This window comes from Streptomyces sichuanensis, assembly GCF_020328095.1.
Classification (GTDB): Bacteria; Actinomycetota; Actinomycetes; order Streptomycetales; family Streptomycetaceae; genus Streptomyces; species Streptomyces cinnamoneus.
Genome location: NZ_JAIXMK010000053.1, coordinates 60,412 through 86,178 on the forward strand (window position 1 = coordinate 60,412; position 25,767 = coordinate 86,178).

Consider the following 25,767-nt stretch of genomic DNA (forward strand, 5'->3'; position numbering starts at 1 on the left):
AGGAGTGAACACGCATGGGCATCAAGGACGAGATGCAGAACAAGGCGCAACAGGCCAAGCAGAAGGCCCAGAGCGCCAAGCAACAGGCACAGCAGAAGGGCCAGCAGGCGCAGGACAAGGTCCGCGAGAAGGGGCAGCAGGGCCAGCAGAAGGGCCAGCAAGGACAGCAGTCGCAGCGGCAAGGCGGTCAGCAGTCCTTCGACGACATCCGCGACGAGCTCGACGACCGCCAGTAGGCGCCGCCCTGCCCGCGGTTCAGGGGCGCACCCGGGACGCCGGGTGCGCCCCTGACGCGTGTCCGGGGCCGTATCCGTGTGTCCCGGGGCCCGTATGTGGGGCCCAATCACCCCCGCGGCGGCAGCTTCGGCCGGCGCAGGTCCGGCACGCCCGAGTAGTCGGGCGGTTCGGCGGCGCCGTGCTGCTCCAGCAGGTCGAGCGCGAGCCGCACCGCGTCGTCCAGCTGCTTGTGGCGGCCCTCGGCCCAGTCGAGCGGGGTGCGGTCGACCTCGATGTCCGGCTCCACGCCGTGGTTCTCCACGCCCCAGCCGTAGGCGTCGAACCACGCGGCGTTCATCGGCACGGTGATCGACGTGCCGTCGACGAGGCGGTGCCGGCCGGTCATGCCGACGACGCCGCCCCAGGTGCGCAGGCCGACCACCGGGCCGATGCCCTGCAGCTTGAACGCCGCGGTGATCATGTCGCCGTCGGAGGACGTCATCTCGTCGGCGATGGCGACGACCGGGCCGCGCGGGGCGTTGCTCGCGTACGACACCGGCTGGGCGTCGCGCGTGAGGTCCCAGCCGATGATGGTGCGGGTGAGCTTCTCGACGACGAGCTCGCTGATGTTGCCGCCGGCGTTGCCGCGGACGTCGACGATCAGGGCCCGGCGGGACATCTCCATCCGCAGGTCGCGGTTGAACTGCGCCCAGCCGGAGCCGCCCATGTCGGGGATGTGCAGGTAGCCGCACGTGCCGTCGCTCAGCTCGTGGACGACCGCGCGGCGCTTGGTCACCCAGTCCTGGTAGCGCAGCGGCCGCTCGTCGACCAGCGGCACGACCGCCACCCGGCGTGCGTGTTCCTCGCCCTCGGGCGGCCGGAAGGTGAGCTCCACGGTCGTGCCGCCCGCCGCCGCCAGCAGCGGGTACGGGCCGGTGACGGGGTCCACCGGCCGCCCGTCGACGTGGGTGAGCGCCCAGCCCTCGCGGATGCCGGAACCGGCCAGCGGCGAACGGGCCTTGGAGTCGGAGGACTCGCCGGGCAGGATGCGCCGCACGGTCCAGGAGCCGTCCTTCTGATGGGTCAGGTTGGCGCCGAGCAGGCCGATGGCGCGCTGGTAGTGCGGCGGGCCCTCGTTGCGGCGGGCGGGCGTGACGTAGGCGTGCGAGGTGCCGAGCTCGCCGAGGACCTCGCGCAGCAGGTCGGCGAACTCGTCGGGGGAGGCGACCCGTTCGACCAGCGGGCGGTACTGCTCCAGCACCGCGTCCCAGTCGACGCCGCACATGCCGGGCTCCCAGAAGTACGCCCGGACGATGCGGCCGGCCTCGGCGTACGCCTGGCGCCACTCGGCGGCGGGGTCGACCTCGTGGAGGATGCGCCGCATGTCGACGTAGACGGTCGAGTCGGAGTCCGCGGGGTCGGTGGCCGGCACGACGCGCAGGTCGCCCTCGTCGTTGACGACGAGCCGGGTGCCGTCGCCGCTGACCGCGAACCAGTCCAGGGAGGAGGTGAGTTCGGTGCGCTTGGCCTTGGTCAGGTCGAAGTGCTCCAGTGTGGGGCGCCCGGTGGTGTCGGCCGGGTTGGCGAAGGTCTCGCCGAGCGCGCCCGAGATCGGCCAGCGCAGCCACACCAGCCCGCCGCCGCTGACCGGGTGGAGGGCGGAGTACTTCGAGGCCGCCACCGGGAACGGCGTCACCCGGCTCTCCAGGCCCTCCGCCTGCACCAGGACCGAGCCCTCGGTGTCGCCGGTGTCGTCCAGGTCGAGCCCGCCGCCCGCCGGACGGCCCTCCGCGGTCAGGGCGAACGGCGACGGCGTGGCGGACGACAGCGGTACGAGGTAGGGGCGGCAGCCCAGCGGGAAGGACAGGTCGCCGGTGTGCACGTCGTAGACCGGGTCGAAGCCGCGCCAGGAGAGGAAGGCGAGGTAGCGGCCGTCGCGGGTGAAGACCGGCTGCTCGTCCTCGAAGCGGCCGTTGGTGACGTCCACGACCGTCCGGTCGGCCAGTTTGGCGATCTTGATCTGGCGCAGCGAGCGCCCGACGCCGGGGTGCGACCACGTCAGCCAGGCCGAGTCGGGGGAGAAGGCCAGGTCCCGTACGGGCCCGTTGGCGGACCGGATCAGCTCGGTGACCTCCCCGTCGCCCTCGGCCGAGGCGTCCACCAGCAGCAGCCGCCCGTCGTGCGCGGCCACGGCCAGCCGTCCGCCGTCCGGCGAGGCGAGCAGCTCGTGCACCCGGCCGATGGCGCCCGCCGCCAGCCGGCGCGGTGCGGAGGGGCCCGCGGCCCGCGGCAGCTGGGCGATCTCGATGGCGTCCTCGCCCTCGGCGTCCGTGACGTAGGCGACCCGGCCGGTCGGGCCCAGCATCTCCGGGTACCGCACCCGCACCCCGCGGGTGTCGACGAGGGCGCGGGCCGGGCCGTCGCGGTGGGTCAGCCAGTACAGGCTGCCGCGCACCTGCACCGCGCTGGCCCGGCCCGTGCCGTCCACGCTCAGCGACTCCACGTTCCGGGCGGCCTGCACCTGGTACGTGCGCCGGCCCGCGCGCGGCCCGCCGAGCCGCAGGTCCAGCCGGCGCGGCCGGCCGCCGGGGCCGAAGTCCTCGGCCAGCCACACGGCGCCCCCGCACTGGTAGACCACGCGGCTGCCGTCGGTGGCGGCGTGCCGGGCGTAGAAGTCCTCGTGGTCGGTGTGGCGGCGCAGGTCCGAGCCGTCGGGGCGGCAGGAGTAGAGGTTGCCGACGCCCTCGTGGTCGGAGAGGAAGGCGATGCGGTCGCCGACGAACATCACCGAGTCCAGGTGGCCGCCGAGGTCCGGCAGCAGCCGGGTGCACTGCAGCCACAGCCGGCCCGTGGCGCCGCCCCGGTAGCGCTTCCAGGAGGCCGGCTCGTGCGGCGGCTTGCCGGTGAGGATCAGCGTCCGGTGTTCGCCGCCCACGTCCGCGACCGCGATGTCGGAGACCGGCCCCCAGGGCAGCTGCCCGCCGGGGCCGCCGTCGACGGACACCTTGTAGGCCCAGGAGAAGTACGAGAAGGGCTGCCCGTGCGAGCTGACCGCCAGGATGTGGCAGACGCCGTCCTCCGGCGGCGTCCAGCCGCAGACCCGGGTGTCCGTGCTGCCCCAGAACGTCAGCCGGCGGGCGGGCCCGCCGTCGACGGGGGTCAGGTGGATCTCGGGATCGAGACTGCGCCAGCTGGTGAACGCGATGTGCCGCCCGTCGGGCGAGAAGCGCGGGTGCCCGACCCTCGTGCGGTCGACGGTCAGCCGCCACGCCCGCCCCGCCTTCGCGCCCGGCCCCGGCAGCGGGGCCAGCCAGAGGTCGTCCTCCGCCGCGAAGCAGACCAGATCGCCGTGGAGATGGGGGAAGCGGATGTAGGCGTCGTCGCTCACGCACTCCATGGTTTCGGGCCCGCAGGGCCCCGGCAACTCGGTCCGTGACGCAGAACACCATCGAAACGAAGTCGTTTCGCTCCCGGTGGCGAAGACTCCGCCTTACCCTCGTGGTGTACGAAACCGTTTCGTACGGACTCCGTGAAGGGGAGGTGCGCGGCATGCCTGCGGAAACACCCAAGCCGACGGGACGCCGCACCCGGCTGACCCCCGAGCGCGAGGCCGAGCTCTACGAGGCGGTGCTCGCACTCCTGCGCGAGGTCGGCTACGACGCCCTGACGATGGACGCCGTGGCCGCGCGGACGCACTCCAGCAAGGCGACCCTCTACCGCCAGTGGAAGGGCAAGCCGGAGCTGGTGGCGAAGGCCCTGCGGCACAACAAGCCGGTCTCCCTGGCGGACATCGACACCGGCACGGTGCGCGGTGACCTCCAGGCCATGGTGTGCCGGGCCGACACGGAACGGATGGCGAAGGACGCCGCCCTCATGCGAGGGCTCGGGCACGCGGTGCACAGCAACGAAGAGCTCCACCGGGCGCTGCGCGACGTGCTGGTCGAGCCCGAGATGGCGGCGCTGGACGCGATGCTCCGGCGCGCGGTCGAGCGCGGCGAGCTGGCGGCGGACAACCCCGCCGTCCCGTTCGTCGCCCACATGATGATCGGCGGCTTCTTCGCCCGCCCGCTCATCGAGGACCGGGCGCCCGACGCCGACTACCTCTCGCACTACATCGACGCCGTGATCCTCCCCGCCCTCGGCGTATGACCACTCCCCACTTACACCCCCACCGAGGCTCCACCTGACGCACCGCTCTCGTCGGGCTGGTTCCCCATATCCAGTTCCTCACGATTCCGACCGACGGGAGCACCACGCACGTGGCCACGTTCCTCTACAGACTCGGCAGGCTGTCCTACCGCCGCCGCTGGTACTTCGCCCTCATATGGGTGGTGCTGCTGGTGCTGGCCGGCACGGGCGCCGCCACCGCGTCCAAGTCCACCAACAACGACTTCTCGATACCCGGCACGGAGGCGCAGCAGGCGTTCGACCTGCTGGAGAAGCGTTTCCCCGGTAACAACGAGCAGAACGCGAGCGCCCGCGTCGTCTTCAAGGCGCCCGACGGCCAGAAGCTCACCGACGCCAAGAACAAGGCGGCCGTCGAGAAGGTCATCGGCGAGCTCCGCAAGAGCTCCCAGGTGGCCGGGGCCGCCGACCCGTTCGAGGGCAAGTCCGTCAACAAGGACGAGACCATCGGCTACGCCTCCGCCGCGTACAAGGTCAAGTCCACCGACCTCACCGAGTCCTCGCGCGACGAGCTCAAGGAAGCCGCCCAGCACGGGCGCGACGCCGGCCTGACCGTCGAGGTCGGCGGCAGCGTCCTGCAGGAGATGCCCGAGGGCGGCTCGGAGATCATCGGCATCGCGGTGTCGGCGGTCGTCCTGCTGATCACCTTCGGCTCGCTGGTCGCCGCCGGCCTGCCGCTGCTGACCGCCATCATCGGCGTGGGCATCGGCGTCTCCTCGATCACCGCGCTGGCGCCCGTCCTGGACCTGTCGACCAACACCTCGACGCTCGCCATGATGATCGGCCTCGCGGTCGGCATCGACTACGCCCTCTTCATCGTCTCCCGCTACCGCGCCGAACTCGCCGAGGGCCGCGAGCGCGAGGAGGCCGCGGGCCGGGCCGTCGGCACGGCCGGCTCCGCGGTGGTCTTCGCGGGCCTCACGGTCGTCATCGCGCTGGCCGGCCTCGCGGTCGTCAACATCCCCATGCTGACGAAGATGGGCATGGCCGCGGCCGGCACCGTCACCATCGCCGTGCTCATCGCGCTCTCCCTCATCCCCGCACTGCTGGGCTTCGCGGGCAAGCAGGTGCTGGCCCGCAAGGTCCGCAAGGCCGCCCCCGGCGAAACCTCCGCGGAGAAGCCCAACATGGGCACCCGCTGGGCCCGCCTGGTGCTGCGCCGGCCGGTGATGGTGCTGGCGGCCGGCGTGCTGGGCCTCGGCGCGATCGCCGTGCCCGCCGCCTCCCTGGAGCTCGGCCTGCCCGACGACGGCGCGGCCTCCAGGAACACCACCCAGCGCAAGGCGTACGACCTGCTCTCCGAGGGCTTCGGCCCGGGCTTCAACGGCCCGCTGATGGCGGTCGCCGACCTGTCCTCGGCCAAGGACCCCAAGGGCGCGGCCCAGAAGGTCCAGGACACCCTGACCACGCTGGACAACGTCGCCACGGTGATGCCGGCGCAGTTCAACGAGGCCGGTGACGCGGCCACCCTGCTCGTCGTGCCGAAGTCCAAGCCGACCAGCACGGAGACCGAGGACCTCGTCCACGCCATCCGCGGCGAGAGCGGCTCCCTGAAGGCCGACACGGGCGCCAAGGTGCTGGTCACCGGCGCGACGGCGATGAACATCGACGTCTCGCAGAAGCTGAACGACGCGCTGCTGCCCTACCTGGCGCTCGTCGTCGGCCTCGCCTTCCTGCTGCTGATGGTCGTCTTCCGGTCGGTCCTGGTGCCGCTGAAGGCCGCGCTCGGCTTCCTGCTGTCGGTGGTCGCCGCCCTCGGCGCCGTCGTCGCGGTCTTCCAGTGGGGCTGGCTCGGCGCGCTCTTCGGCGTCGAGGAGACCGGGCCGATCATGAGCATGATGCCGATCTTCATGGTGGGCGTCGTCTTCGGCCTCGCGATGGACTACGAGGTCTTCCTCGTCACCCGCATGCGCGAGGCGTACGTCCACGGGGAGCGCCCGGCCGAGGCCGTCGTGACCGGCTTCCGCCATGGTGCGCGCGTCGTCACGGCCGCCGCCGTCATCATGATCAGCGTCTTCGCGGGCTTCATCGGCTCCTCCGAGCAGATGATCAAGATGATCGGCTTCGGCCTGGCCATCGCCGTCTTCTTCGACGCGTTCGTCGTCCGCATGGCCATCGTGCCGGCCGTCCTCGCGCTGCTCGGCAAGAGCGCCTGGTGGCTGCCGGGCTGGCTGGCGAAGGTGGTGCCCAACGTCGACGTCGAGGGCGAGGGCCTGCAGAAGACCCTGAAGGTCCCGGCCGCCGACGCCGACGCCGACGCCGAGGCCGGCGGGGCCGGGGAGCGGGAGCCCGCCCGCGTCTGACGCGGCCGCGCACGGGCCGGGGCGGAACCCCGGTTACGTGGCGTACGCCATGAATTCGGCATGAATGGGAACCGCCGGCCTTCGGGCCGGCGTTTTTCCTATCCCACACCTGTGGGCGCGGCCGGGGGACGCGTGCGAAGGAAAGGGCTCCGCGTTGAACCTGCTCGATCTGCTCCTGATGCTGGTCGTCCTCGGCTACGCCGTGAACGGCTACCGCCGCGGCCTGGTGGCCAGCGCCGTGCTGCTCGCCGGCTTCCTCGGCGGGGCCGTGCTGGGCGTGTGGGCACTGCCGTACGCCCTGGAGCCCTTCGAGGCCGGCACGGCCACGGCCGCCGTCGTCGCGGTGTTCGTCGTCCTCATACCCGCCGGCGTCGGGCACGCCCTGGCGGGGCGGCTCGCCTGGCGGCTGCGCTCCCGCCTGACGTGGGCACCGGTGCGCGGCGTCGACGGCGCCGGCGGCGCCGCGGTCAACGCGCTGGCCGTGCTGCTGGTGGGCTGGGTGGCGGCGAGCGTGCTGGTCTCGGCGAACTCCACCCTCCTCACCCGCCAGATCAAGGAGTCGGGCCTGCTGGGCGCGGTGCAGCGGGCCATGCCGGAGCAGGCGCCCACCTGGTTCAGCCGCACCACGGACGCGCTGTCCGGCGCCGGCTTCCCGCAGGTCTTCAACCCCTTCGAGAACGAACCCGCCACCGGCGTCGCCAAGCCGTCCGGCGACGCCGTCACCCCCGCCGCCACGCGGGCCGCCCGCGCGAGCGTCGTCAAGGTCGAGGGCGTGGCGGACGTCGGCGGCGGCCGCCGCGGCCAGGAGGGCAGCGGCTTCGTCTACGCCCACGAGCACGTGATGACCAACGCCCACGTGGTGGCCGGCGTCGACGAGCCGACCGTCAAGGTCGGCGGCGTCGGCCGGGCCCACCGGGCGAAGGTCGTCCTCTTCGACCCGAAGGCCGACATCGCCGTGCTGGACGTGCCGGGGCTGGCCGCGCCCGTGCTGCCCTTCGACAAGAGCGCCAAGCGGGGCGACGCGGCGGTCGTCGCCGGCTACCCCGAGAACGGCGGCCTCGACCTGCGGGCCGCCACGGTCGCCAACGAGCTGCGGGCCAAGGGCCAGGACATCTACGGCGACGGCATCACCACCCGCGAGGTCTACTCCGTGCGCTCCACGGTCCGCCCCGGCAACTCCGGCGGCCCCCTCCTGACGCCCACCGGGAAGGTCTACGGCGTCGTCTTCGCCCGGTCGACGGCCGACGCCGAGACCGGCTACGTGCTGACCGCCGGCCAGGTCGCGGACGCCGCGCAGCGCGCCGCCGGGGCGACGGCGCCGGTGAGCACGGGAAGCCGGGCGGCGCTGTAGCGCCGCCCGGCCCGGCCCGGGGTCAGTTCTTGCAGCCGGCGAGGACCTGCTGCAGCTTGGCCTTCTCCGCCTGCGTGACGCTCAGGCCGTAGTAGTCCTTCACCGCGATCCACGCCCGGCTGTAGGGGCACTCCCCGCCCTGCGGCAGCCACTTGTCCGGCCCCTTGTCGCCCTTGCGGCGGTTGCTCCAGGTGGACACCACGATCAGCTGGGGTGTGGCCGTCGTGTCGTTGGCGAACTCCTGGCGCTTCTGCGGCGACCACGAGCGCGCCCCGGAACCCCATGCGTTCCGCAGCGGCACGATGTGGTCGACGTCCATGTGCGCCGGGTCGGCCATGTCCCTGTTGTCGTACTCGCTGTGCCACTTGCCGCCGACGACCCGGCAGAGGCCGTCGAGCGTCGCGGGGACGACGGACTGGAGCCGGAGGACGGTCTCACGGGTGGTGCACCGGTTGAGGCCGTGCCGGACCCAGCAGGTGGCGCCGAAGTGCTTGCGGTCGTAGCCCTTGCTGCTGAACGGCTGCACCTCCAGCTCTTCGAGCATGCGCGCGGCCTCGTCGCGGTCCGGAGTGTTCCGGGGCCACTTCATCGGAAGGGCGCGGTGCTGCGGGGACATGGCCGCCGGGACCTTGGCCGGCGCGTCCTTCGGGGCCACGGACGGCGCCGCTCCGGGGGCCTTGGCGTGTGTGCCCTCGGAGGTCTTGGGCGGCATGCCGTCGGGTGCCTTGGCCGGTGCGTCCTTCGGGGCCTTGGGAGGCATCCCCTCGGGGGCCTTGGGCGGCATCCCCTCCGGGGTCTTGGGCGGCATCCCCTCCGGGGTCTTGGCGTGCGTGCCTTCGGCGGTCTTCGGGTGCGCGCCTTCCTGGGCCTTGGGACGGGTGCCCTCAGGGACCTTGGGGTGCGTGCCCTCAGGGACCTTGGGGTGGGTGCCCTCGGGGCCCTTGGGGTGGGTGCCCTCATGGGGCTTGGCCGTGGTGTTCTGGGGCGTGGTCTGGGCGGTCGACGTCCTGGGGGGTCGCGAGTAGACGTCCCCCTCGTCCGCCGACGCGCCCTCGCAGGCGGCCTCGTCGTAGTCCGCCGGGCTTGCTGCGCCCCGTTGGTGGGCCGGAGCCTGCCCGGTCCGTGGCGCGGCGTCCGCGGCCGTGCCCGGAAGGGCCGTACCGGTGAACACCAGTCCCATCGTGAGCACGGACGGCAGGGTCAGACGCCGGTACCACGGCATGAATATCTCCTCCGGTCGCATGGAACCTCCTTTGCGCCACGTCCACTCCGACGTGGCCTTCAAGGAGTTGACCGAATATGTGACTACATGCATGCGTTGATGACGATTCACCCCATTGGGCTTGCGCCGCCCCGGCCGCCGCCCCGCGCCGGATGGGCTCACGCGCCCGCCATCTCCTGCGCGTGCTCGTCCTCCTCCAGCAGCCGTTCCGCCAGGCTGTCCAGGGCCCGGTCCAGGCGCGCGCGGTCCGCGGGATCGGCGACGTCCCAGTCGCCCAGACGGGCGGCCAGCCAGGAGCGCCAGGCGGTGCCCAGCCGGCCGATCTCCGCCTCACCCGCCGGGGTCAGCGACAGGTGGTCGCCGTCCACGCGCGCGTACCCGGCCCCTGCGGCACGGGCGAAGGCCGGGGCCAGCACCTCCGGCGGCATCCGGTGGGCGGCCGCGATGGCGGACAGCCGGGCGTCGCCCCGGACCCGCAGCCGCCAGTGGATCTGGCCGAGGGTCCACGCCTCGACCGGGTCGAGCCGGCTGCCGGACGCGAGCAGGACCTGACGGCCGACGGGCCGGCCCTTCGTCGTGCGCATCACGCCGGCCACCGCCCGCTCCAGCTGCCGGTCCGCCTCCGCGGAGTCCGGCGCCGCGAAGCCCTCGCCCATGTCCGCGGCCCCGGCCCGCGCACTGTCGCGCAGCGGCACCTCCTTCAGGAACCACGCCACGACGAAGCCGGCCAGCGCGACGGGCATCACCCAGAAGAAGACGTAGTTCACCGTCAGGGCGTACGCGTCGACGACGAGCCGGACCCGTTCCGCGGGCAGGCCGGCGAGCACCTGCGGGCTCTGTACGGCCGCCAGAGGCACCCCGGGCGAACGTGCCAGCGCCTCCGTGAGGTTGGGGACGAGCTGGGCGGTGTAGAGCGTGCCGAAGATGGCCGTGCCGAAGGCGCTGCCGAGCGTGCGGAAGAACGTCACGCCCGACGTCGCCGTGCCCAGCTCGTGGTACGGCACGGTGTTCTGCACGGCGATCGTCAGCACCTGCATGGCCAGCCCGAGCCCGACGCCGAACACGAACATGTACAGCGACTCCAGCCAGACGCCCGTCGTCCTGCCCATCGTCGACATCAGATACAGGCCCAGCGCCATCACGGCCATGCCGGTGAGGGGGAAGACGCGGTAGCGGCCGGTCCGGCTGACGACGACGCCGGAGAGCATGGACGCCCCCAGCACGCCGGCCACCATCGGCAGCGCCCGGACGCCCGACATGGTGGCCGACACCCCGTCCACGTACTGCAGGTACGTCGGCAGGTACGTCAGGGCGCCCAGCATCGCGAAGCCCACGATGAAGCTGAGCACCGAGCAGACGGTGAAGACGGGGTTGCGGAAGAGGTGCATGGGCAGCATGGGCTCCGCGGCCCGGAGCTCCACGAGGACGAACGCCGCCAGCAGCACCACCGCCCCCGCGAACAGGCCGACGATCACCGCCGAGCCCCACGCGTAGGTGCCGCCACCCCACTCCAGGCCGAGGACCAGCGCCGAGGAGCCGAGCGCCACCAGGGCGATGCCCAGGTAGTCGATGACCGGCCGGACCGCCGGCCGGACCACCGGGACGGTGCGCGCCGCCATGGCCACCATCACGATGGCGACCGGCACGTTGACGTAGAAGCACCAGCGCCACGTCGCCTGGTCGGTGAAGATCCCGCCGAGCGTCGGCCCGACGACGGTGGTGACCCCGAAGACCGCGCCGAGCGCGCCCTGGTACTTGCCGCGCTCGCGCAGCGGGATGACGTCCGCGATCAGCGCCATGGCCGTCACCATCAGCCCGCCGCCACCGACGCCCTGGACGGCGCGGGCGGCGATCAGCATCGGCATGGACGCCGCGGCGCCCGCGAAGACCGAGCCGGCGGTGAAGACCACCGCACTCAGCTGGAAGACCACCTTCCGGCCGAAGAGGTCGCCGAACCGTCCCACCAGGACCGTCGAGACCGTCTCGGCCAGCAGGTACGCCGTCACCACCCACGCCATGTGCCCGCCGCCGCCCAGATCGGCGACGATCGTCGGCAGCGCCGTCGAGACGATCGTCTGGTCGAGGGCGGCGAGGAGCATGCCGAGCACGATCGTGACGAACACCATGTTGGTGCGGCGACGGCTCAGCACGGGCGGTGCCGGGACCTGTGGGGCGGGCGCGGCGGTGGTGGTCATGGTGACGTACCTCCCGTGCCCAGCATTTGGGGAGATGTCCCGGCTCGCCACCTCTGGCGGGCGTGGGGCGGCCGGGCGAGGGGCGCGCAGTCGCGCGGCGCACGCTCTTGCGACCTTTTCGCAGTGCGCCCCTATCATCGAGCGGTTCACGCCTGAACAACTTGCGCCCGAGCAGCACGATCGAACGGACGGAGCGCCGTCATGCACGTACCCGACGGTTTCATCGACGCCCCGGTCTCCCTGGCGACGGGAGCCGTGGCCGCGGCAGCCGTCGCCGTCGCCCTGCGCGGCGCGCGGCGGGAGCTCGGCGGCTCCCCCGACGGGTCCGGGCACGGAGGGGAGCGGACGGCCCCGCTGGCCGGCCTCGTGGCCGCCTTCGTCTTCGCCGTCCAGATGCTGAACTTCCCCGTGGCGGCCGGTACGAGCGGCCACCTCCTGGGCGGGGCACTGGCGGCGATCCTCGTCGGCCCGTACACCGGCATGCTCTGCATATCCGTGGTGCTGCTCATGCAGAGCGTGCTGTTCGCGGACGGCGGGCTCACCGCCCTCGGCGTGAACGTCACCGACATGGCCGTCGTCACCACGCTCGTCTCCTACGGCCTCTTCCGGCTGCTGGTGACGGTGCTGCCGCGACGCCGCCCGTCCGTGACGGCGGCCGCCTTCGTGGCCGCCCTGGTGTCCGTGCCGGCCGCCGCCGTCGCCTTCACCGGCCTCTACGCGCTCGGCGGCACCACCGACGTGCCGCTCGGCAAGGTCTTCACGGCGATGGTCGGCGTGCACGTCCTCATCGGCGTCGGCGAGGCCGTCATCACCGCACTGACGGTCGGCGCCGTGATCGCCGTACGGCCCGACCTGGTGTACGGCGCCCGGGGCCTGCGCCGCCCCCTTGAGCTGCGGACGCCGGACGGCACCGTGACCGTCCCGCAGGCCGCCCCCGCCCCCGCCCGCTCGGCGCGTCCCGTCGCCGTCGCCGGCCTCGTCGCCGCCCTCGCCCTCGCCGGGTTCGTCAGCTACTACGCCTCCACCAGCCCCGACGGCCTGGAGAAGGTCGCCCACGACAAGGGCCTGGACAGCAAGGAGGAGGAGCACGCCGCCAAGGACTCGCCCCTCGCCGACTACCAGGTCAAGGACGTCGGCGACGAGCGCGTCTCGGGCGGCCTCGCCGGCGTGATCGGCGTCGGGGCGACGCTCGCCGCGGGAACGGGCGTCTTCGTGGTCGTCCGCAAGCGCCGCTCCCGCACCGCGGCCACCCCCGCCGGGACCGCGTCCGCGCCGGCCGGGAACGAGACCCTCTGACATGGGCGCTGGCCACGCACACAAGCTCTACCGGCACGCCCGCTCGCCGGTCCACGCCCTGCCCCCGCACTGCAAGATCGCGGCGGTCTTCTGCTTCGTCCTCGTCGTGGTCTCCACGCCACGCGAGGCGGTCTGGGCCTTCGGTCTGTACGCGCTGCTGCTGGCGGCCGTCGCGGGCACGGCCCGCGTACCGGCGTCCTTCCTGCTGCGGCGGCTGCTGATCGAGGTGCCGTTCGTGGCCTTCGCGGTGCTCATGCCGTTCGTGGCCGGGGGAGAGCGGGTGCACGTACTGGGCCTCGCGCTCAGCCAGTCCGGCCTCTGGGGCGCCTGGAACATCCTCGCCAAGGGGACACTGGGCGTCGCCGCCTCCGTCCTGCTCGCCGCCACGACGGAGCTGCGCGCGCTGCTGCTCGGCCTGCAGCGCCTGCGGATGCCCCCGCTGCTCGTCCAGATCGCCTCCTTCATGATCCGCTACGGTGACGTCGTCACGGACGAGATGCGGCGCATGCGCATCGCCCGTGAATCGCGCGGCTTCACCGCGCGCGGCGTGCGCCACTGGGGGGTGCTGGCCCGGTCCGCGGGGGCGCTGTTCATCCGCTCGTACGAGCGCGGCGAACGCGTCCACCTGGCCATGGTCAGCCGCGGGTACACGGGCACGATGCCCGTGATCGACGAGCTGAGCGCCTCGCGCGCGCAGTGGACGCACGCGGCCGCGCTGCCGCTGGCCGCCCTGGCGGTCTGCCTGACGGGATGGATGCTGACATGACCTCTGCCGTGCCCCGCACGCCGGCCGTGCCCTCGCTGGAGGTCTCCGGCCTCGCCTTCGCCTACCCGGACGGCCACCAGGCCCTCTTCGGCGTGGACCTGACCGTCGGGCGCGGCGAGCGCGTCGCCCTGCTGGGGCCCAACGGCGCCGGCAAGACCACGCTCGTCCTCCACCTCAACGGCATCCTCGACGGCGGCGCCGGTTCCGTGCGCGTGGCCGGGCTGCCGGTGGACAAGCGCAACCTCGCCGAGATCCGGCGCCGCGTCGGCATCATCTTCCAGGACCCCGACGACCAGCTGTTCATGCCCACCGTCCGGGAGGACGTCGCCTTCGGCCCGGCGGCCGCCGGGCTGCGCGGCGCCGAGCTGGAGCGCTGCGTGGACGAGGCCCTCGCGCAGGTCGGCATGGCCGCCTTCGCGGACCGGCCCCCGCACCACCTCTCCTTCGGGCAGCGGCGGCGGGTGGCCGTGGCCACCGTCCTGGCCATGGAGCCGGAGATCCTCGTCCTGGACGAGCCGTCCTCCAACCTCGACCCCGCCTCCCGCCGCGAGCTCGCCGACATCCTGCGCTCGCTGGACGTCACTGTGCTGATGGTCACGCACGACCTGCCCTACGCGCTGGAGCTGTGCGAGCGGTCCGTGGTCCTCAGCGGCGGCGTCATCGCCGAAGACGGGCCCACGCGCGAGCTGCTGTGCGACGAGGAGCTCATGCGGGCCCACCGGCTGGAGCTGCCGTTCGGCTTCGACCCGCGGTCGGTGGCCGTGCCGCGGTGACCCCCTGGTCCGGAGCACCTGCGATCGCGTTGCACCATGGTGGATGGATTTGTAGCGATCGGCACGGTGGGAGCGGAAGACAGTGGTGGACGTCCAGGGCACGGTGGCGGACGGTTTCGAACCGGTCCGGGACGCCTTCGCGGACAACTTCGCGCGGCGCGGCGAACGCGGCGCCGCCGTGGCCGTCTACCGCGACGGCCGCAGGATCGTCGACCTGTGGGCCGGCACGAAGGACGCGGACGGCGGCGACGAACCCTGGCAGCGCGGCACCGCGCAGATCGTCCGTTCCGCCACCAAGGGCGTGGCCGCCGCCGTGCCGCTGCTCCTGCACCAGCGCGGCCAGGTCGACCTGGACGCGCCCGTGGGCACGTACTGGCCGGAGTTCAAGGCGAACGGCAAGGAACGCGTGCTCGTCCGGCACCTGCTCTCGCACCGCGCCGGCCTGCCCGTCCTCGACACCCCGCTGACCCCCGCCGAGGCCATCGACGGCGTCAGCGGCCCGCGGGCCCTCGCCGCGCAGGAGCCCGCCTGGGAGCCCGGCACGGACCACGGCTACCACGCGCAGACCTACAGCTGGCTGATCGGCGAGCTGGTGCGGCGGGTGACCGGCCGCACCCTGGGCACCTGGGTCGCCGAGGAGATATCCGGGCCGCTGGGCCTGGACCTGTGGGTCGGCCTGCCGGAGGCCGAGCAGGGCCGTGCGGGCCGCGTGGCGGACATCGAGGCCCCGGCCGCTCCCGCCTCGGCCGGCCTGCGCGTCCGCGCCAAGGCGTCGGTCGCCGACGCCTACGCCGACCCCACCTCGCTGACCCGCCGCGCCTTCGCCGCGATCACCCCGCTCGCCGACGAGAACGACCCGGCCTACCGGGCCGCCGAGCTGCCCGCGTCCGCGGGCATCGCCACCGCGGACGCGCTGGCCCGCTTCTACGGCTCGCTCATCGGCGTCGTCGACGGCGGCCGCCGCCTGTTCGCCCCCGCGACGCTGACCATGGCCCGCACGGAGGAATCGGCGGGCCCGGACCGCGTCCTGGTCGTGAACACCCGCTTCGGCCTGGGCTACATGCTGCACGGCCCGGCCTCCCCGCTGCTGGCCCCCGGCTCCTTCGGCCACCCGGGCCGCGGCGGCTCCCTGGCCTTCGCCGACCCCGAGTCCGGCGTCTCCTTCGGCTACGTGACCAACGGCCTGCAGAAGAACGTCACCGCCGATCCGCGCGCCCAGGCACTGGTCCGGGCGGTTGCGAAGTCCCTGGCGGGGTAATGCTGCCCGCATGCGCTTCGAGGGCCATGCGGTACTGATCACCGGCGCCGGCCGGGGCATCGGCGCGGCCACCGCGCGCCGCCTGGCCGCCGAGGGCGCGCGGGTGCTCCTGACCGACGCCGACGGGGAACGGGCCGCGCGGGCGGCGGCCGCGCTGCGGGCGGACGGCCTGCCGGCCGAGTCGGCGCCGTGCGACGTGGCCGACCGCGCGGCGGCCGAGGCCGCGGTCGCCCGTGCGGTGGACCGCTTCGGCGGCCTGGACGTCCTGGTCAACAACGCCTTCTCCTGCCACCCCGACCCCCCGCGGGTGGAGGAGTACGCGGACGAGGAATGGGCCCGCGACCTGGACGTCACCCTGACCGGCGCCCTGCGGTGCGTCCGCGCGGCGATGCCCGCCCTGGCCGCCGCCGGCGGCCGCGGCGCGGTCGTCAACATCGGCTCCGTCAACGCCGAGCAGGACTTCGGCAACCACGCCTACAGCGCGGCCAAGGCGGGCCTGGCGAGCCTGACCCGCACCCTCGCCGGCGAATGCGCCCCGCGCGGCGTGCGCGTCAACCTCATCGCCCCGGGCACGGTCGACACCCCCAACTGGCACGGCCGCGAATCCGTCCTGGAGCGCGCGGCACCCCACTACCCACTGGGCCGCGTGGGCCGCCCGGAGGACATCGCGGCGGCGGTCGCGTTCCTGGCGTCGGCGGACGCGAGCTGGATCACGGGCGTGACCCTCCCTGTGGACGGCGGCATCCTGACGGCGAACACGGGGCTGCGCAGGGCGATGCGGGGGGAGTGAGGGGGGCGCTCATCAGGGCCCGGCGCACAGCGCGGCGCGGACGGCGGCCACGCCGCGTTGCGTCGCGGCCGTCGCGCCCGAGGCGTCGTGCGCGGCCGCCGCCCCGTCCAGGCGGCAGTCGCGGCACGCGGTCTCGTCCGCGACCGGCCGGATCATGCGGCCGCAGCCGCCCGTGCAGGCGCGCAGCGGCCGGGGGCGGGGCCCCGGCTCTGGGGCGGGGTCCGGCATCTTCCTGGTCAGGCGGTTGCGGGTGATGCCCGCGGGGGAATGGACGGTGTCCGGCAGGCCGGACGTGAGCGCCTCCCGGAGGTCGGCGAGCGTGGCGCCGCGCGTGAGCCACTCCGCGGCGAGCGGGGCCAGGGCCCGGACGTCCCTGCCCGAGAGGCGCAGCCTGCGCTCCCCTCGTGTCACCGTCGTCAGCGCTTGCGCGCCGCGCTCGGCGAGCGGGTGGGGAGGGTGGGGAGTGTCCCCCTCAGTGTTCTCCCGGGAACGGCCGACGGCCCGAGGCGTCGGCTGACCGACGGCCGGTTCGGTGACCGTCGGCGGTGCGCTGTCGCGGCCGTCCCGCACGGCCAGCGCCTCCTCCGGCGTCAGGGGCACGTTCGAGATCAGCTGCGTCGTCCGCCAGCGCCCCGCGACCCCTTGGCGGCGCCACTCGTGGAGGAACCCCTCGTCGATCAGCTGCCGCTTCGCGCGGATGAACGCCGTCTTCTTGATCCCGGCTTGTCTCGCCGTCTCCGACAGCGGCTGGTGCGCCTCCGCGGGCAGGGACAGCTGCCACTGCAGAAGACGGACGGCGTCCGACGACAGACGCGGGTGCCGGATGATCTCGTTCGGCGTCTGGGTGAAGAAACGGGCAGGGGCGATAGCATGCCGGAGCATCCCGGGACTCCCTTGTCGTCCTCGCGGGTGTAGACCCCCTTCGCTGGTGCCAGCCGGCGTCGGGGGTCGCTTCTTGCGCGCAACGTAGCGCACTTCGCAGGGTGTTCACCGCCTCTCCCCAAAGCTCGGCATCTCCGGCGACCGCGCCGACGGGTTCACCCCGCACGGCCGATCCAGGAGTGGCAGGATGGCGCCATGAGCGCTCAGCCCGTTTCCTCCGCCGGTGCGATTCCCATGCCGCCGCTGACGCCCGAAGGTCTGCGAGCAGCCGTCGCCCAGCTCGTCCCCTCCCGGCTGGAGCAGCTGAACGAGCACTTGGTGCACGCGGCCACCCAGGCGCAGGAGCTGAACAGCCTCCAGCCGCTCCGGTCGTTCACCGAGTACTGGGGCATCGTGGTGGCCGTGGAACGGGACCCCGTCCGGGCGGCCAGGTTCCACGAACTGGAAGCCGTCGTCGACGCGGGCCTGGACCCCGAGGCGGCCAGGGCCGCGGTCACCGAGATCGGTGCCCTCATCGACGCCGAAGCTACTCGTGGGCGTGATCGAGAGCCTCAATGGCCGAGGTGATCAGCGCTCGTGCGGCGGCGCCGTAGACCGCCATCCGTGAGAGTTCGGTGAACGCCTTCACGTACAGACCCACTTCGCTGTGCTGCTGGACGGTGGCTCGCGCCGACAGCAGCTCCACGGAGACGAGTTCGTCGTCGTACACGTGGAAGGTCTCCATGGGCCAGATCCCTCTCGACGTGCTCGTGAACGGGATCACGCCGAGGGAGACCGACGGCAGGGAGCCCACCGACAGGAGATGTCCCAGTTGGCCCGCCATTGTCTCCGCATCACCCATCCGATACCGCAGCACGGATTCCTCGACGAGCAGGGCGAACCGGTGATCCCCCTCGTGGAGAACCCGTGATCTGGCCAGTCGAGCCTTGACGGCGTCTTCCACGTCGTCGGGAATCCGGCGGAACTCCGTGATGGAGGAGAGCAGCGCGGTCGCGTATCCCTCCGTCTGCAGCAGACCGGGGACCAGGGTCGATGCGTAGACACGAAAGAGCCGTGTCTCGTGGAACAGGGCGGTGTACGACTCCTGCAGCCGACGCAGTCCAGTCCGCTGCCTGCGCCGCCATTCCACCCACATGGAGTGGGCGGCACGAGAGGCGGCGATGATGTCGGCCGCTTGGTCATCGACTCCGCATGCAGCGCACCATGCACGGATGTCCGTGTCGGAGGGAGGTGTCCTGGCGTTCTCAATCCGGGACGTCTTCGCCGGGTGCCATTGTCCGCGAGCGGACAGCTCGCGCCCGGTGAGACCCGCGTCGAGGCGGATCTCACGGAGCCGGGCGGCGACGGCCGCCCTCGCGGCCTGGGCGCTCGATGAAGGGGACGTGGTCATGGACCGGAAGTTCCGTAGCGGCCCCTTAAACGCAGAACTCTTCGTGCGGGGTGGCCCGCTCCCAGACCGCTTCGAACGCCGACGAGCAGAGCTTCACCACGGCTTGCTCCTCGCGCATTTCTCCACCGGCCGAGGCGCCGTCGCCCGTGAAGTGGTTGAACCGCACCAGCCGGTCGTCGAACAGCCAGAAGTCGTTGCCGGGCAGGCAAAGGTCCGACGCGCGCCGCCGTGGCAGCCACCGGACGGATTCACCGGCAGCGACGTTGGTGAAGGTGCTGTGGTGCTCGAACTCGATGTACTCGCTTACCGGCTCGGACACGATGCGGGCCCGTCGGATGATCACGCCACGGCCGACGGTCTCGGATACGAGGTCCAGCCACGGGCGCCACCACGATGCACGGTCGGCCGGGTCGTGCCGGTGGCCGGCCTTCCACGCCGCGAAGCCGGACTCCTCGTAGTCCACCGCGTACACGTCCCGTGTCTCCAGGTGGACCGCAGACCGCTCGCAGCCGCGGAGCAGCTCCTCAAAGCCGGGCACGTTCTGCGACATCACACGCCTCCCTGATCATCTGCGCCATGCGGGCGGGCAGCCGGACCACAGCCTCGCTCGGCGGGATGGGGCCGGTCTCCAGGCACGTGGCCCGCAGTTCCTCATCAGCCTTCCACCCTTGGAAGACGAACTCGTGCCTGTCCTTGTCGAACCACACCGTGGGGCACTCGCCGTCGACCGAGTTCGGGTCGGTTCCGATGAATCGTAGGGCCATGCGTGCCTCCCAAGTCGAATGGGTTGCGCTTGCTTGCACGAGCCTGTCCGGCCAGCAGGGTGCGGTCAAGGGCGCCTCACTGAGCGGCAATTGGTGTGCAATCCCCTGCAACTTCACTGAGTGATCCGGACCTCTCTCCGTACGGTCGGTGCATGGCAACCATGCATGTGAAGGGCAAGGCCGTGGCCCACAAAACAACGCATCCCGCAGGGGACGCGGCGAGCGCGTCGGCGAGCCGTCCCACCGCCGCCGAGATGTCGCAGTACGTCGCCGAAGCCGTCCGCCGTGCCATCGCGCATCCGGCCGTGCTGCCGCGTCACGAAGAGGTCGTCGAGACCACCGCACGACTGCGCGCCTACCTCCTCGCGCTCCTGCCCGCCGCCGAGGCCCGGGTCGACGGCATGACGCGCGGCACTCCCGAGTGGGACCACGCACAATCCGTCGTCGGCGCCGCCCGCCGCGAGCTCGGGCGCGGGCCCGGCCCGGGGCTGCGGTCGGCCGTCCTGCACATGCAGGACCTCGGCCGGGCCTGCCACCTCCTGCGGGGCGTGCTGCCCGAGGAGCGCTGCGCCCGGTGCGCCTACCTCAAGGCCGACCGCCGCGCGGCCGAGCGGCGCGGCGACCCCGGCGCGATGCGCGACGCGGCCACCCGCATGGGTGTCCACCAGCGCGAGGCGCACGGGTCGTAGGGCGGGGCCGCGAGGTGTCCTCAGGACTCGCACAGGGTCGTTCCCTACGATGGCGCGGTGACCAGTGACACCGCGACGCACGGCCGGCAGGGCCCGACGGCAGACGAGCAGCCGCCCCCGTGGCAGCGCAGACTCCGCCGCTTCGGCTACGTGGGCCCCACGGCGCAGCCCGGCGTGCGGGAGCGGCTCGTGCCGCCGTTCCCCGAGCCCGGGACGCGGCTGTGGGCGGCGGCGGGGGCCGGGCCGAGAGCGGCCGATCGTCTCGCGCGGTCCATGGGGTGGGCCGGGCCGCTGCTCGTCGCGCTGGTCGCGGGCGTCATCCGCTTCTGGAACCTGGGCAGCCCCAAGGCGGTCATATTCGACGAGACGTACTACGCCAAGGACGCCTGGGGCCTGCTGAAGTACGGCTACGAGGTCGACTGGAACAGCGTCAAGGACGTCAACGACCGCATCATCGAGGGCTACCACGGCGCCCCCGACGCGCCGGGGTACGTCGTGCACCCGCCCGTCGGCAAGTGGGTCATCGCGATCGGCGAGTGGATGTTCGGGCTCGATCCGTTCGGCTGGCGCTTCATGACGGCCGTGCTCGGCACGCTGTCGGTGCTGATGCTCTGCCGCATCGGGCGGCGGCTGTTCCGGTCGACGTTCCTGGGCTGTCTGGCGGGCGCCTTGCTCGCCGTGGACGGGCTGCACTTCGTCATGAGCCGCACGGCGCTGCTCGACTCCGTGCTGATGTTCTTCGTGCTGGCCGCCTTCGGCTGCGTGCTCGTGGACCGGGACAAGGCACGGGCGCGGCTGGCGGCCGCCCTGCCACCGGGGCCGGACGGCACCGTGCTCCCGGACGCCGCGACCGGGGACCGGGCACGGCTGGGGTGGCGGCCCTGGCGGATCGCGGCCGGCGTCTTCCTCGGGCTCGCCTTCGCCACCAAGTGGAACGGTGCCGTCTATCTGGCGGCGTTCGGACTGCTGCTCGTCGTGTGGGACGCCGGGGCCCGGCGCACGGCGGGGGCGCGGCACCCGTGGCGGTCCGCGCTGCGGCGCGACGCGCCGTGGGCGTTCCTGTCGACGGTGCCCGTGGCGGTGGGCGTGTACATCGCCTCCTGGACCGGCTGGTTCGCCGGCAGCGGCAGCTACAGCCGCACGGAGGGCTGGCGGCACAGCGGCTTCTACCGCCACTACGCGGAGACCGAGGGCGGGCACAGCCCGGACGGGTTCCTCGCCGGGATCCTCAACCCGCTGCGCAGCCTGTGGCATTACGAGCAGCAGGTCTGGCAGTTCAACACCACGCTCTCCTCGCCCCACACCTACCAGTCCAATCCGTGGAGCTGGCTGGTGCAGTCCCGGCCGGTCTCGTACTTCTACGAGTCGCCGAAGGCGGGCCAGGACGGCTGCCCGATCGACGAGGCCGACAAGTGCGCCCGCGAGGTGCTCGCCCTGGGCACGCCGCTGCTGTGGTGGACGGCGTGCTGTGCGCTGGTGTACCTGCTCTACCGGTGGGCGCTGCGGCGCGACTGGCGGGCGGGCGCCGTGCTCTGCGCGGTCGCGGCGGGCTATCTGCCGTGGTTCATGTGGCAGGAACGGACCATTTTCGTCTTCTACGCGGTCGTCTTCGTGCCGTTCCTGTGCCTGGCGGTGGCCATGCTGATCGGGGCGATCCTCGGCGGGCCGGGGGCCTCGGAACGGCGCCGGGTCGTGGGCGTCGTCGGGGCGGGCGTGCTCGTCCTGTTCATCGTCTGGAACTTCATCTACTTCTTCCCGCTCTACACGGGGCAGCCCATCCCCATGGACGCCTGGCGGAACCGGATGTGGTTCGACACCTGGATCTGACGACCTGCCGAGCGGACCGGACATCGGACCGGAGCGAACGAGACCGAAGTCGTCGGGATCCGACCGGAACCGGCCTCCTCTGTCCGTTGCCGTCCCTTCTGTCACTCCTCTCCCGTAGAGTGCCGACGAGGTTCTGATCAGCTGATCGGAACCGGTGGGGGTCACAAGGGGGCAGGGAGCATGCGCACTGGCGCGAAGATCGCTACGGGCGTGATCGGGGCGGCCATCGTGGGGGCGGCCGGACTGGGGGCCTACAACCTGGTCGACGCCGTCGCCGAGGGCACCTCCGGTGCGCACAGCGAGGCGGCGCCGGTACGGACCGGGCCGCTGACGCCCGAGGAGACCGAGAAGGCCGCCAGCGACTTCCTCGCCGCCTGGGCGGCGGGCAACACGCAGAAGGCCGGTGGCCTGACCGACAACGCCGAGGCCGCCACCGCCGCGCTGACCGGCTACCGCGAGGACGCCCACGTCGAGAAGGTGGCGTTCAAGCAGGGCACGGCCGACGGCGTCAAGGTGCCGTTCTCCGTCACCGCGGAGGTCTCCTACGCCAAGCAGCGCTCGACGTGGACGTACGACTCCTCGCTCACCGTCGTCCGGGGCCGGTCGAGCGGCCGGCCGCTGGTGGGCTGGCAGGCCGGCGTCGTGCACCCCCGGCTCGCAGCGGGGCAGACCCTGAAGACGGACACCACCGGCACGCCGAAGGTGACCGTCGTCGACCGCGAGGGCAAGGAGCTGACCGCCGCCGACCACCCCTCGCTGGCGTTCGTCCTGCCCGAGCTGGCCAAGCGGTTCGGCGAGAAGGCCGGGGGCGAGCGGGGCGTGGAGGTGCGGGCCGTGGGCGGTGCGGTGGCGCCCGGCGCCGCGGCCGAGCCGCTGCACGTCGTCTCCCAGGGCAAGCCCGGCACGCTGCGCACCACGCTCAGCGCCGCCGTGCAGCGGGCCGCCGAGGCGGCCGTCTCCCGCCACGACGACGCCTCTGTCGTGGCCGTCAAGCCCAGCACCGGCGAGATCCTGGCCGTCGCCAACGCCAAGAAGACCGAGTTCAACGCGGCCCTGTCCGGCCAGACCGCCCCCGGCTCCACGATGAAGGTCGTCACCTCCGCGCTGCTGCTGGAGCAGGGCAAGGCGTCGCCGGGCAAGCCGCTGCCCTGCCCGAAGAACGCCACCTACGGCATGACGTTCCACAACGTCGAGCAGAGCGAGAACCCCCGCGCCACCTTCGCCCAGGACTTCGCGGCCTCCTGCAACACCGCCTTCATCTCCCTGGCCGGCCAGCTCGCCGACGACGCCCTCGCCGCCGAGGCCCGCGACGTCTTCGGTATCGGCCTGGACTGGAAGGCCGGCATCCCGACGTTCGACGGCAGGGTGCCCACCGACGGCGGCGCCGGCAAGGCGGCCGCCATGATCGGGCAGGGCCGGGTGCAGATGAGCCCGCTCGCCATGGCCTCCGTGGCCGCGACCGTGCGCAACGGCTCGTTCCGCCAGCCCTACCTCGTCGACCCGGCCCTGGACGGCCGCACCCTGGCCCGCGCCCCCCGTGCGCTGTCCCCCGCGGCCGCCCGCGACCTGCGCTCGATGATGCGGCTCACCGCCACCTCAGGTACGGGCGCCAAGGCCATGTCCGGCCTCGGTGGCGACATCGGCGCCAAGACCGGCTCGGCGGAGGTCGACAACCAGACCGCCCCCAACGGCTGGTTCACCGCCTACCGCGACGACGTGGCCGCGGCCGCGGTCGTCCCGCGCGGCGGCCACGGCGGCGACTCGGCGGGCCCGGTCGTGGCGGCGGTGCTGCGGGCGGGCTGACCCGGGCGGCTCGACGTCCGGCAGCGTGCCGAGTTCCCCGACGAGCCTGCCGACGGGCCTCGCCCGCGCTATCGTGGGCTCACTACGCAGGAAAGGCCCGCCACCGGGGATGGTGCCCCAGTGACGGGCTCGCCGAAAATCGGCCGTACGGGGCCTATTGGCTGTAGGCCCCGCCGGTCACTACGCAGGAAAGGCCCGCCACCGGGGGGAGCACCCCAGTGACGGGCTCGCCGAAAATCGGCCGTTCGGGGCCTAATGGCTATAGGCCCCGCCGGTCACGACTTGCCGGTCAGGATGACGAGCAGGGCGGTCAGGGCGATGAACAGTTCCACCAATACGGTGGCTACCTTCGCCCACCGCCTTGCTCGATCCCAGTCGACCGGCGTCTTCGGCTTCCTATGCCGGGGCATAGTGCACCTTTCCTTCAGGTCGGAGGCCCGCCTGATGCGAGACTCCACAAGGGAGCCTCGGACACGACGACCACCGGCCCCCGTGCCCGAGGCCCCTGGATGGAGTCCCGAACACGGGCGAGCCGACCCGAAGGTCAGCAGGTGCGATGACACGGCATGAAGGGGACTCTAGGCGCCCCCACCGCTCAAGCAGGCGCCGTTCACCGGAAGTTGGACGTCTCGAACGCATGTCGCCTGCGCGCCCGTCCGAACGCCCCGGGAGCGCGTGACCGATCCGACATCGCCCGCCCCCTCCAACCGGCGCTAGCGTCAAGGCTCATGAGCGCTCCCATATCGCCGACACCGCCGCGCGGACGGTGCGCATGACGCCGGTCGTCGCCGGCGCCGTACTCGTCGCCGCCGTCACGCACGCCAGTTGGAACGCCATCGCGCACGGCATCAAGGACCAGCTTCTCGCCTTCACGCTCGTGGGCGGCGGGGGCGCGGTCTGCGGGGCGGTGCTGCTGCCGTTCACGGACGTGCCGGCCGCCGGGGCGTGGCCGTATCTGGCGGCGTCGGCCGTGCTGCACGTCGTCTACCAGCTGCTGCTCATGCGGTCGTTCACGCTCGGCGACTTCGGGCAGATGTATCCGATCGCGCGCGGCACCGCGCCGCTGGCGGTGACGGTCCTCGCGGCGGTCTTCGCCGGGGAGTTCGCCGGCGGGTGGCAGCTGGCCGGCGTGGCGGTGGCGTCCGCGGGGCTGGTCGGGCTCGCGCTGTGGGGCATCCGGGGGTCGGGCGCGCGGCCGCAGTGGGCCGCGATCGGGGCGGCCCTCGCCACGGGCCTGGCCATCGCCTCGTACACGGTCGTCGACGGCCTGGGCGTCCGGGCGTCCGGCACGCCGCTCGGCTACATCGCCTGGCTGATGATCCTGGAGGGGCTGGCGATACCGGCGTGGGGGCTGGCGGTCCGGCGCGGCCGGTTCCTCGCCGAGCTCCGGCCGTTCGCGGTGCGCGGGCTGCTCGGCGGGCTGCTGTCCGTCTTCGCCTACGGGCTCGTGCTGTGGGCCCAGACGCGGGCGGCCCTCGCGCCGATCGCGGCGCTGCGCGAGTCGTCCATCCTCGTGGGGGCGGCGATCGGCGCGGTCATGATGAAGGAACGGTTCGGGGCACCCCGCATGGCGGCGGCCGCACTGATGGTGGCCGGCATCGGCCTGATGCTCCACGCCGGCTGAGCACCGGCCGGGCGGTGGCCGCTGAGCGCCCGGCCGAGCGCTGGCGCCGAGCGGCGCCGGCTGGACGGCGCCCGCGGAGCGGCGTAGGCGAGCGACGGCCGCTGAACGCCCGGCCGAGCGAGGGCCGCGGAGCGGCGTTGATGAGCGACGGCCGCTGAACGCCCGCCCGAGCGGGGGCCGCGGAGCGGCGTTGATGAGCGACGGCCGCTGAACGCCCGCCCGAGCGGGGGCCGCGGAGCGGCGTTGATGAGCGACGGCCGCTGAACGCCCGGCCGAGCTGCGCCGATCGAGCGGCGCCCGCCGAGCTTCGCCGGCCTGCGGACTCGCCCCACTCGGGTGGCGTCGGCCGAGCCGCGTCGGCCGAGCGGCGCCCGCCGAGCGGCGCCCGCCGAGCGGCGCCCGCCGAGCGGCGCCCGCCAGGCGGGGCCCACCC

At 73.1% G+C, this 25,767-nt stretch carries 22 protein-coding genes; 14 read left to right on the forward strand and 8 right to left on the reverse strand.

Annotation, left to right across the window (positions count from 1 at the left end; translation table 11 throughout):
• Positions 1-14 precede the first annotated feature (14 nt).
• Complete coding sequence (locus LE181_RS17260) at positions 15-236, forward strand: hypothetical protein (protein WP_225662178.1); 222 nt, start codon at positions 15-17, stop codon at positions 234-236.
• A 107-nt stretch (positions 237-343) separates the two neighbouring features.
• Here LE181_RS17260 and LE181_RS17265 read toward each other — a convergent pair whose 3' ends face one another.
• On the reverse strand, positions 344-3,604 hold the full coding sequence (locus LE181_RS17265) for a S41 family peptidase (protein ID WP_225662179.1): 3,261 nt from the start codon (positions 3,602-3,604) through the stop codon (positions 344-346).
• Positions 3,605-3,765: 161 nt separating this feature from the next.
• Between LE181_RS17265 and LE181_RS17270 the strand changes: the two genes are divergently transcribed.
• The 3 genes from LE181_RS17270 to LE181_RS17280 all read left to right on the forward strand — a co-directional run bounded on the left by LE181_RS17270 (position 3,766) and on the right by LE181_RS17280 (position 8,055).
• The gene (locus LE181_RS17270; RefSeq protein ID WP_225662180.1) at positions 3,766-4,365 is read left to right on the forward strand and encodes a TetR/AcrR family transcriptional regulator; all 600 of its coding nucleotides are present in this window, start codon (positions 3,766-3,768) and stop codon (positions 4,363-4,365) included.
• 110 nt (positions 4,366-4,475) lie between these two features.
• Complete coding sequence (locus LE181_RS17275; protein ID WP_225662181.1) at positions 4,476-6,704, forward strand: MMPL family transporter; 2,229 nt, start codon at positions 4,476-4,478, stop codon at positions 6,702-6,704.
• Positions 6,705-6,858: 154 nt separating this feature from the next.
• Positions 6,859-8,055 (forward strand): MarP family serine protease, encoded by a 1,197-nt coding sequence (locus tag LE181_RS17280; RefSeq protein WP_225662182.1) that lies wholly within the window; start codon positions 6,859-6,861, stop codon positions 8,053-8,055.
• A gap of 22 nt (positions 8,056-8,077) precedes the next feature.
• Here LE181_RS17280 and LE181_RS17285 read toward each other — a convergent pair whose 3' ends face one another.
• A complete protein-coding gene (locus LE181_RS17285; protein WP_225662183.1) occupies positions 8,078-9,298 on the reverse strand; it encodes a GmrSD restriction endonuclease domain-containing protein in 1,221 nt (406 codons plus the stop codon).
• A 137-nt stretch (positions 9,299-9,435) separates the two neighbouring features.
• A complete protein-coding gene (locus tag LE181_RS17290; RefSeq protein ID WP_225662184.1) occupies positions 9,436-11,472 on the reverse strand; it encodes an MDR family MFS transporter in 2,037 nt (678 codons plus the stop codon).
• A 201-nt stretch (positions 11,473-11,673) separates the two neighbouring features.
• Between LE181_RS17290 and LE181_RS17295 the strand changes: the two genes are divergently transcribed.
• The 5 genes from LE181_RS17295 (at position 11,674) to LE181_RS17315 (ending at position 16,355) form a co-directional block, all read left to right on the forward strand.
• Positions 11,674-12,768 (forward strand): energy-coupling factor ABC transporter permease, encoded by a 1,095-nt coding sequence (locus tag LE181_RS17295; RefSeq protein WP_225662185.1) that lies wholly within the window; start codon positions 11,674-11,676, stop codon positions 12,766-12,768.
• A gap of 1 nt (position 12,769) precedes the next feature.
• The gene (gene cbiQ / locus LE181_RS17300; protein ID WP_225662186.1) at positions 12,770-13,534 is read left to right on the forward strand and encodes a cobalt ECF transporter T component CbiQ; all 765 of its coding nucleotides are present in this window, start codon (positions 12,770-12,772) and stop codon (positions 13,532-13,534) included.
• Entirely contained in the window at positions 13,531-14,307 is a 777-nt protein-coding gene (locus LE181_RS17305; RefSeq protein WP_225662187.1) for an energy-coupling factor ABC transporter ATP-binding protein, read from the forward strand. The genes cbiQ and LE181_RS17305 overlap by 4 nt, the downstream gene beginning before the upstream one ends.
• A gap of 82 nt (positions 14,308-14,389) precedes the next feature.
• Positions 14,390-15,565, forward strand: a complete 1,176-nt coding sequence (locus LE181_RS17310; RefSeq protein WP_225662188.1) for a serine hydrolase domain-containing protein — start codon at positions 14,390-14,392, stop codon at positions 15,563-15,565.
• Positions 15,566-15,575: 10 nt separating this feature from the next.
• Positions 15,576-16,355: an SDR family NAD(P)-dependent oxidoreductase gene (locus LE181_RS17315; RefSeq protein ID WP_225662189.1), complete on the forward strand. Its 780-nt coding sequence runs from the start codon at positions 15,576-15,578 to the stop codon at positions 16,353-16,355.
• Positions 16,356-16,367: 12 nt separating this feature from the next.
• On the opposite strand, the gene LE181_RS17320 is transcribed toward LE181_RS17315, so the two are convergent.
• On the reverse strand, positions 16,368-17,237 hold the full coding sequence (locus LE181_RS17320) for a hypothetical protein (RefSeq protein WP_225662190.1): 870 nt from the start codon (positions 17,235-17,237) through the stop codon (positions 16,368-16,370).
• Between the two features lie 195 nt (positions 17,238-17,432).
• On the opposite strand from LE181_RS17320, the gene LE181_RS17325 reads away from it, so the two are divergent.
• The gene (locus LE181_RS17325; RefSeq protein ID WP_225662191.1) at positions 17,433-17,804 is read left to right on the forward strand and encodes a hypothetical protein; all 372 of its coding nucleotides are present in this window, start codon (positions 17,433-17,435) and stop codon (positions 17,802-17,804) included.
• On the opposite strand, the gene LE181_RS17330 is transcribed toward LE181_RS17325, so the two are convergent.
• The 3 genes from LE181_RS17330 to LE181_RS17340 are packed head-to-tail and all read right to left on the reverse strand — an operon-like array spanning position 17,764 to position 19,391.
• Complete coding sequence (locus LE181_RS17330) at positions 17,764-18,627, reverse strand: helix-turn-helix domain-containing protein (RefSeq protein ID WP_225662192.1); 864 nt, start codon at positions 18,625-18,627, stop codon at positions 17,764-17,766. The two genes, LE181_RS17325 and LE181_RS17330, sit on opposite strands and share 41 nt — an antisense overlap.
• 25 nt (positions 18,628-18,652) lie before the next feature.
• Positions 18,653-19,177, reverse strand: a complete 525-nt coding sequence (locus tag LE181_RS17335) for a DUF6879 family protein (RefSeq protein ID WP_225662193.1) — start codon at positions 19,175-19,177, stop codon at positions 18,653-18,655.
• Entirely contained in the window at positions 19,152-19,391 is a 240-nt protein-coding gene (locus LE181_RS17340) for a hypothetical protein (protein ID WP_225662194.1), read from the reverse strand. Before LE181_RS17340 ends, LE181_RS17335 begins: the two co-directional genes overlap by 26 nt.
• 152 nt (positions 19,392-19,543) lie before the next feature.
• On the opposite strand from LE181_RS17340, the gene LE181_RS17345 reads away from it, so the two are divergent.
• From LE181_RS17345 to LE181_RS17355, 3 genes are all read left to right on the forward strand, one after another.
• The gene (locus tag LE181_RS17345; protein ID WP_225662195.1) at positions 19,544-20,080 is read left to right on the forward strand and encodes a DUF6415 family natural product biosynthesis protein; all 537 of its coding nucleotides are present in this window, start codon (positions 19,544-19,546) and stop codon (positions 20,078-20,080) included.
• Between the two features lie 57 nt (positions 20,081-20,137).
• Positions 20,138-21,907, forward strand: a complete 1,770-nt coding sequence (locus tag LE181_RS17350) for a dolichyl-phosphate-mannose--protein mannosyltransferase (RefSeq protein ID WP_225662196.1) — start codon at positions 20,138-20,140, stop codon at positions 21,905-21,907.
• Positions 21,908-22,087: 180 nt separating this feature from the next.
• Positions 22,088-23,710 (forward strand): penicillin-binding transpeptidase domain-containing protein, encoded by a 1,623-nt coding sequence (locus tag LE181_RS17355; RefSeq protein ID WP_225662197.1) that lies wholly within the window; start codon positions 22,088-22,090, stop codon positions 23,708-23,710.
• A 275-nt stretch (positions 23,711-23,985) separates the two neighbouring features.
• Here the strand turns inward: LE181_RS17355 and LE181_RS32235 are convergent, their stop codons facing one another.
• Entirely contained in the window at positions 23,986-24,120 is a 135-nt protein-coding gene (locus LE181_RS32235; RefSeq protein ID WP_263869061.1) for a hypothetical protein, read from the reverse strand.
• A gap of 362 nt (positions 24,121-24,482) precedes the next feature.
• On the opposite strand from LE181_RS32235, the gene LE181_RS17360 reads away from it, so the two are divergent.
• The gene (locus LE181_RS17360) at positions 24,483-25,334 is read left to right on the forward strand and encodes a DMT family transporter (RefSeq protein WP_225662198.1); all 852 of its coding nucleotides are present in this window, start codon (positions 24,483-24,485) and stop codon (positions 25,332-25,334) included.
• Positions 25,335-25,767 lie beyond the last annotated feature (433 nt).